7 protein-coding genes and 4 tRNA genes are annotated in these 6,943 nt (G+C 39.8%); all 11 read right to left on the bottom strand.

Features of this window, described 5'->3' with window-relative positions:
- The coding region (locus tag M1381_10575) for a GTP-binding protein (GenBank protein ID MCL4479522.1) at positions 1-111 on the bottom strand (111 nt) is incomplete at its 3' end.
- Positions 112-163: 52 nt separating this feature from the next.
- Positions 164-236 (bottom strand) — tRNA-Thr (locus M1381_10570).
- A 3-nt stretch (positions 237-239) separates the two neighbouring features.
- A tRNA-Gly gene (locus M1381_10565) sits at positions 240-312 on the bottom strand.
- 39 nt (positions 313-351) lie between these two features.
- A tRNA-Tyr gene (locus M1381_10560) sits at positions 352-436 on the bottom strand.
- A 13-nt stretch (positions 437-449) separates the two neighbouring features.
- Positions 450-522 (bottom strand) — tRNA-Thr (locus M1381_10555).
- A 220-nt stretch (positions 523-742) separates the two neighbouring features.
- Positions 743-2,107 (bottom strand): chloride channel protein, encoded by a 1,365-nt coding sequence (locus M1381_10550; GenBank protein MCL4479521.1) that lies wholly within the window; start codon positions 2,105-2,107, stop codon positions 743-745.
- Between the two features lie 178 nt (positions 2,108-2,285).
- Entirely contained in the window at positions 2,286-3,041 is a 756-nt protein-coding gene (locus M1381_10545; GenBank protein ID MCL4479520.1) for a fumarylacetoacetate hydrolase family protein, read from the bottom strand.
- A gap of 8 nt (positions 3,042-3,049) precedes the next feature.
- Entirely contained in the window at positions 3,050-3,328 is a 279-nt protein-coding gene (locus M1381_10540) for an Lrp/AsnC ligand binding domain-containing protein (protein MCL4479519.1), read from the bottom strand.
- Between the two features lie 462 nt (positions 3,329-3,790).
- Entirely contained in the window at positions 3,791-4,333 is a 543-nt protein-coding gene (locus M1381_10535) for an O-acetyl-ADP-ribose deacetylase (protein ID MCL4479518.1), read from the bottom strand.
- 63 nt (positions 4,334-4,396) lie between these two features.
- Positions 4,397-4,774, bottom strand: a complete 378-nt coding sequence (locus tag M1381_10530; GenBank protein ID MCL4479517.1) for a Rid family detoxifying hydrolase — start codon at positions 4,772-4,774, stop codon at positions 4,397-4,399.
- Positions 4,771-6,930: a bifunctional (p)ppGpp synthetase/guanosine-3',5'-bis(diphosphate) 3'-pyrophosphohydrolase gene (locus tag M1381_10525; protein MCL4479516.1), complete on the bottom strand. Its 2,160-nt coding sequence runs from the start codon at positions 6,928-6,930 to the stop codon at positions 4,771-4,773. Before M1381_10525 ends, M1381_10530 begins: the two co-directional genes overlap by 4 nt.
- Positions 6,931-6,943 lie beyond the last annotated feature (13 nt).

The following is a 6,943-nucleotide window of genomic DNA, read 5'->3' as shown; positions in this document are numbered from 1 at the left end:
CGATAATACCTTTGTTATAGCGGCCGTTAATGTGGTCTTCCCATGATCTATATGACCTATGGTACCAACATTCAAATGCGGCTTTGTTCTCTCAAATTTCGCCTTACCCATACTTATATGCCTCCTTACTTAATCTTATATATAATATCATACCGTTTTATTTAGCCCACGACCGGGATTGAACCGGTGACCTCTTCCTTACCAAGGAAGTGCTCTACCAACTGAGCTACATGGGCACGAGCGGGAAACGGGGTTCGAACCCGCGACCCCCAACTTGGAAGGCTGGCGCTCTACCAACTGAGCTATTCCCGCTTACATAACCTATAAATTATAAAAATCAAGTAAAATCACTGGAGAGGGAAGGATTCGAACCTTCGTAGGCGCTATGGCCGGCAGTTTTACAGACTGCTCCCTTTAGCCACTCGGGCACCTCTCCCTTGCTTTACAAAAGCTAGCGACGGGACTTGAACCCATAACCTGCTGATTACAAGTCAGCTGCTCTACCAGTTGAGCTACGCCAGCATTTATAGTAAAATATTATCTTTATCAATTTTAAAAATACAAGTCAATTGTTTTAATCAAAGACAATTCCGCGGTATATCATTTTAATAATCATCCACCTTTTTTGAAACCCGTCCGTTCATTTAATTGAAGCGTACGAATCTTTTTATCAAACCTTATTCGGATTTTGTCCGCCACTAATTTTCTTGTAATGCAATTCATTCTTTATGTTTAAGAGGTATCAGATTTCAGCATCGCGTTTTTCTTCTTCAATCTCCACGCGTTTGATAAACTCTCTTATTGGATAATGCTCTATTGAATCGGGGAAAATGCGTGTTTTGATCAGAATTGCAGTAATGGAGGCCAGCATGAATGGAATGATAATCTTATAGTCATTCGTTAACTCAAACACAAGAAATATACCCGTAAAGGGTGCATGCGTAATGGAAACAAGAAAGGCAGACATTCCAATAATAGCAAAAACGCCGATAGATACAGGGTTGTGCGGAAATAAGAATGTAAAGACATATCCGATTGTACCTCCCAGCATTGCCCCTATGTAAAGTGATGGAGCATAGATGCCTCCCGGTAATCCTGAACCAATGGTGATAGGAGTACCGATAAACTTTGCAATAAAAAGGAAAAGTATGAGAAAAAAACTTAATTTATCTGTGAGTGCCATGCTTATTACCGGATAGCCGTTGCCGAGGGACATAGGCAACAATATCCCAATCATACCTATAACAGCACTGCCTATCAGGGGTTTCGTATTAGCCCTTAATTTAAGACCTTTAAAATAATCAGCTGATTTGAAGAACCATTTTTCAAACAGGAAGGCAAAAACACCCACAAAGATACCGAGGAATGCATACCCAATCAAGGGGTATAAACCGGAGAACCTATGAGTTGGTACAAAAAAGATGGCATCATTACCAAGAAAGCTTCTTCTTACAAGTGTGCCGGTTATTGCTGAAATAACAATGAGGCTCAGCGAGTTAAGGTTGTATTCTCCAAGTAATACAATCTCTATCGCGAAGAATACACCGGTAATCGGTGCATTGAAGATGGAAGCAATGCCTGCCGCAGTACCGGCTGCGATGAGCAATTTACGCCTTTTTCTGTTTTCCTCACCCATTAAATCGGAGAGGAAAGATCCGAACCCGCCGCCTATCTGTGCTATCGGCCCTTCTACACCTGCCATATTGCCCGTCCCAATGATAATGGGTGTAAAAAGCAAAAGGTAAAGTACTGTCTTAATACTTATCTTTGCGTTATGTTTGTTCACATTTACTATAAAATCAGGAAACCCATAGCCCATTTTCTGGTCTTTAAAAAATAGTGTTTTTACAATTATAAAAAAAATCGCTCCGGATAGCGGCAGCAGGAAAATTATTAAAGTTTTCAATCTTAATACATGCCTTATATTAAATACATAATTCTGTCTTGAATAAAGTAATCGTTCAATAGAGCCTTCTAATTTAATTATATAAACACTGGCCAGTCCGGTTAATATGCCTATAATTATGCTGAGAATAATATCGCGCGTTGTATCGGTTACTACGACATGATGGCATCGTTTTAGAAGCTGTTTTATCTTGTAAAGCATGCTTTATGTTTCACAACAATTTGTTATTAATTGCAAGTATTCCCTCGGTTGATTAATGGATATATATCGTAATATCGCAAGCCGATGTTAACCCAAATAATGTAATCGAAAAGGGTATATCCACAGAACCGCATCAAGACTCCAAGCTTTGTGCTTTTATTTTAATGCACTTTTGAGGTTAACGCAACCTGTTCTTTAATTTACCAATACCCTGAACTTCTACTTCAACAGTATCGCCCTTCCTTATTGGGCCTATGCCCGGGGGTGTGCCTGTTGATATAATATCACCCGGCAAAAGGCTCATAACATTTGATACAAAGCTTACCAGATAGGGGATCGAAAAAATCATATTTGATGTGTACCCTGACTGGTGTAATATTCCATTCACATAAGTTTTTATATATAGGCTTTGAGGATTTAATTCTGTCTCTACCCATGGACCTATTGGAGCAAAAGTATCAAAACTCTTTGCCCTTGTATATTGGACATCTTTTGCCTGCAGATCCCTTGCCGTAACATCGTTCATAATTGTATATCCAAATATATAATCAGCCGCATTTTTAACGGAAACATTAAAAGCTTGCCTGCCTATTACTACAGCCAACTCTCCCTCATAATCAACCCGCTTTGACATTTCGGGGTAAATAATCTCTTCATCATTACCTATGACCGCACTTGGAGGCTTTAAAAATATAAGCGGCTCTTCCGGTACGGTCTTTCCAAACTCCTTTGCATGTTCTCTATAATTCAAACCTATTGCCACTATCTTTGATGGCTTAACAGGGGATAATAATTTTACCTCGCTCATCTTTACGCGCTGCGAGATATAATTCAGACCATTGTACGGCTCTTCCAATAAAAGATGAATATCTTCATTCTCCTCAAGTACGCCATAAGACGTGCGGTTTGAAACAAGACATCTTACAATCCTCATATACCTCCTTATTCAAGACCTATGGAAAACATAGCTTCGAGATTATGTCTTGAGAAAACCTTAAAACCAATGGATGTGCTTGCCTTTATAATTCCATCCTGCTTGAGTATGTTATCCGCTACAATCTCCGGCAGTTCATCTATACTTGCTACCCTGACAATGGCAAGCAGATCAAAATCACCGGTAATAGAGTAAACTTCTGAGATTCCATCCATTTGTGAGATGGACTCTGCTATATCTTCAAGTCTTTCCGGTTTACACACTATATGTACAAATGCCGTTACCATAAAACGCCTCCTTAATGCTTTTTCTAACATTCATTTCTATTTTATTCAATTCTAATCGGTTACCGGGAATTCCGTACAAATTATAAAAACGGCCCGGGTTGATACCCGGTAATAAATATACCATGTATGCAAGTATAGACGGAACTGTACAATTGCCATTTTACAAGGGAATATTGTCCCGGAGTTATTATTACGGCAGCGCATGTTATTCTCCGGAGGAATTATATATAAGCGATGATGATTTCTACAGCGTACAAAACGATTGGGGCATAAAAATATGAAAGGCATGTGCTGGGTTACAGCCTACGTCGATATAGATGGCGGTATCGTAATCTTAGATTTTAAAAAATGAAATCGTAGCACAAAATATTTTGTTATATTGTTTAAGCCGTAACAAGTACCTTTGTTTTTAGCATACCTCAATCATCAGGCAAAGAAAATACCGGATTCTGACAAACACCATCATTGCTTTTGGGCGGTTAATCTTTCCAGTGCTTCCTCATATACCTTAAGATCATTATTTGAGAAAAGTACGAACCTGACAAGTGACAACCCTTTATTTGTTTCAATAAAATCAACAACCGTTTTTACGGCGATCTCTGATGCCTTATCAATTGGATAACCGTATACTCCTGTGCTGATGGAAGGAAAGGCAATACTTTTAATGTCATTGTTTACTGCCAGTTCAAGGCTCGTTTTGTAGGCGCCCGATAGGAGTTTGTCCTCTCCGTGCTGACCCCCGTTATATATCGGCCCTACCGCATGGATCACGCACCGTGCTTTGAGATTTCCGCCGGTTGTGATGACTGCACTGCCTGTAGGACAGCCATTGAGCTTCCTGCATTCCTCCATTATCTTTGGGCCACCCGCTCTGTGTATTGCCCCGTCCACCCCGCCGCCTCCCGCAAGCCTTGAGTTTGCAGCATTTACAATCGCATCCGTCCGCTCAAGAGTAATATCACCCTTAACAATGGACACAATCGTGTTTTCAATAGTTATTTCCATAATATCACCTCTTCGATTCAGAAAGTCATCGGGTAATGCCAATATTTATCTTGAAAATTTTTGTTAAACAACAGCAACTACATCGAGTTCTACTTTAGCACCCTTGGGTAAGGCATTAACAAATACGGTTGTTCTGACCGGTTCTTCATTCAAAAAGTGTTTTGAGTAGACCTCGTTAAACGACTGGAAATCGTCAGCCTCAACAAGGTATGCTGAAATTTTTATGATATTTTTGAGCCCGAGCCCTTGCTCATTCATTACAGATTTGATCGCATTTAGTATAAACTCCGTTTGTATGTTTACATCTCCCTCTATGAGATTGCTTGTTAATGGATCAATTGCAATCTGGCCTGATAAAAATAAAAATCCGCCTGCAATAATCATCTGCGAGTAATGTCCCTGCGGCAAAGGTAATTTATCAGTTGTGATTATTGTCTTCATGAATCCTCAATCCCTGCCATTCTTTCTACGCTTATAACATCATTTATCTTTGAGATGTTATTTATGATATCCCTTAATTGATGGGTATCTTTTACAGCCAACTCAAACATAAGCATGGCTTTTTGGTCCTTATTTGGTGATACGGATGCCCTTATGATGTTGATTCCAAACGAGGCTATTGAATTGGTGATGTTTGCGAGCAGTCCCTGCTTATCCACCGCTGTTATCATAATCTTAACAGGCCTTAGAATGTCGGTGTCTACATCCCATTTTGCTTCAATCTTTCTTTCCGGATCAAGCTCAAGTATTTTAGGGCAGTATGCTGTATGAATTGTAATACCTCTGCCCATTGTTATAAATCCTACTATAGGGTCACCCACGATTGGATTACAACAATGTGCAAACCTTACAAGGATATCATCAAGTCCCTTTATTTTAACCGCTGTCGATGATTTTCTTGCTGCAAGCTTAAACAATTTTGCTATTGGGCTATCTTTGGGCTTTTCTTCAGTAAGCTTTTCAACCGGTATTAAATGCTTGATGATCTGCAAAGGAGAAAGTTTTCCATAGCCGATCTGTGAATAGAGATTATCAAGATTTTTCAAATTCGTTTTTTCGATATACTTATTAAATTCATTTGAATTAATGAATTTTGAAAGGTTGAGGTTAAACTTGGTAAACTCAGCTTCAAGTACCTCTTTGCCTATGTGTTTACTTTTATCCCTTTCTGCTTTACTTAACCATTGCCTGATCTTGGCTTTTGTTTTAGGGCTGACTGCCATTCTTAGCCAATCCTCCGTCGGGTGTGCTGTAGGGGATCTTACAACTTCAACGGTATCACCGTTTTTCAATTGATACTTCAGCGGCACGATCTTTCCGTTTACCTTTGCGCTTGCACAATGACTGCCGACATCTGTGTGTATGGCATAAGCAAAATCGAGAGGCGTAGAGCCTAACGGCAGTTCTATTACATCACCCTTCGGCGTAAAGACATAAACCTCATTAGGAAACAGATCAACTTTTACAAACTGCATGAATGATTCGGGATCGTTTAATTCCTGCTGCCATTCCATAAGATGTTTAACCCACCGGAAAGCGACATCTTCCTTTGTGTCAATTAACTTGCCTTCTTTGTATTTCCAGTGGGCCGCAATACCTTCTTCTGCAACCTGATGCATATCTTTTGTCCGAATCTGAATCTCTATCCTTTCTCCCTTTGGACCTATAACAGTTGTGTGTAATGACTGGTACATATTAGCCTTTGGCATTGCTATGTAATCTTTAAACCTGCCGGGAACAGGGCGCCATGCCGTATGTATAATACCGAGTGCCTGATAGCAGTCTTTCTGGGTATCAACAATGACCCTGAATGCCGTGATATCGTAAACCTGCTCAAAACTCAGATTATGCTTATCCATCTTCTGGTAAATGCCGTAAAGGTGCTTGGGCCTGCCGTTAACTTCTACATGCATGCCTTCATGCTCAAGTGTGTTTTTTATGATATGCTCTACTTCTTCAACATACTTTTCACGTTCTTTACGGGATTTTGCAATCATCTTTGATAGCTTGTAATAGAGTTCAGGCTTGGTAAATCTAAACGCAAGATCTTCAAGCTCCGATTTTAACCAGTATATACCAAATCTATGGGCTATTGGTGCATATATCTCAAGGGTTTCCTTTGCAATCCTCTCCCTTTTATCTTCAGAAAGATACTCTAACGTTCTCATGTTATTCAGTCTGTCTGCAAGTTTTATTATGATCACTCTGATGTCTTTTGCCATTGCAAGCAGCATCTTTCTGAAGTTTTCGCCCTGTTTTGCAACATCGGTGTTAAAGGTAATATTGCTTATCTTGGTAACGCCCTCTACAAGGGATGCTACCTCTTTACCGAAGAGTTCTGAAATCTCCTCGATTTTTGTACGTGTATCCTCTACAGTATCATGAAGCAGACCGGCAACAATCGTCGGTATGTCCATTTTTAAAAGTGCGAGGATCCATGCAACTTCAAGCGGATGTACAAGATAAGGTTCACCGGAAACCCTTGACTGGCCATTGTGAACCTTGGCAGAAAAAACGTAAGCTTTGTTTATTAAATCAAGATCTGCCCCTGGATTATATGATAAAATCTTCTCTTGTATTTCATTTAAGCGGATCATCTAATACAGGGAT

The organism is Deltaproteobacteria bacterium (genome assembly GCA_023382265.1).
GTDB lineage: Bacteria > JAMCPX01 > JAMCPX01 > JAMCPX01 > JAMCPX01 > JAMCPX01.
Note: the sequence above shows the minus strand (reverse complement) of the source record. Positions and strands in the feature narration are given on the sequence as shown.

Bases quoted from the DNA above. Each gene is read 5' to 3' on its own strand.
- M1381_10550 (MCL4479521.1), bottom strand. From the start codon at position 2,107: ATGCTTTACAAGATAAAACAGCTTCTAAAACGATGCCATCATGTCGTA.
- M1381_10530 (MCL4479517.1), bottom strand. From the start codon at position 4,774: ATGAAGACAATAATCACAACTGATAAATTACCTTTGCCGCAGGGACAT.
- M1381_10535 (MCL4479518.1), bottom strand. From the start codon at position 4,333: ATGGAAATAACTATTGAAAACACGATTGTGTCCATTGTTAAGGGTGAT.
- M1381_10545 (MCL4479520.1), bottom strand. From the start codon at position 3,041: ATGAGGATTGTAAGATGTCTTGTTTCAAACCGCACGTCTTATGGCGTA.
- M1381_10525 (MCL4479516.1), bottom strand. From the start codon at position 6,930: ATGATCCGCTTAAATGAAATACAAGAGAAGATTTTATCATATAATCCA.
- M1381_10540 (MCL4479519.1), bottom strand. From the start codon at position 3,328: ATGGTAACGGCATTTGTACATATAGTGTGTAAACCGGAAAGACTTGAA.